The 391-nt window shown below is 69.9% G+C and carries 1 protein-coding gene; it reads right to left on the reverse strand.

Annotated elements, in window-relative coordinates:
• Positions 1–356, reverse strand: a 356-nt coding sequence (locus tag AC1DYG_RS20450) for a Rieske 2Fe-2S domain-containing protein (protein WP_477641666.1), incomplete at its 3' end; no start/stop codon positions are given.
• Positions 357–391 lie beyond the last annotated feature (35 nt).

A 391-nucleotide genomic window follows, 5' to 3' on the forward strand; every position in this document is an offset into this window, starting at 1 on the left:
GTCCAGGATCGGGTGCGCGCCAGCGGCGGGACGCGGCGGGCGTAGGGGATGCCGSTGCACYTGCCSTTGCCRSCCCAGCGCCAGTCGTGGAACGGGCAGGCGACGGAACCGTCCTTGATGCTGCCCTGGCTGAGGTCGCCACCCATGTGGCGGCAGTACGAGTCGAGGGCGCTGAGCTTGCCCTCGCTGTCCTCGAAGACCACCAGCTTGCCGCCGAAGGCCTCGACGCCGTGCGGCTTGCCGTCGCGGAAGTCCTTCGCGAGGCCGAGGCAGTGCCAGCCTCGCGCAAACCTGCTCGGTGCGGCGCCGGCGTCGATGACGCGGATCTCATCGTCTGCGGACTGCGTGGTGGTCACGGTTGTTCCATCCCTTCGAGCGATGCCGCCTGGAC

This window comes from Pedococcus sp. P1_H8 (assembly GCF_056405175.1).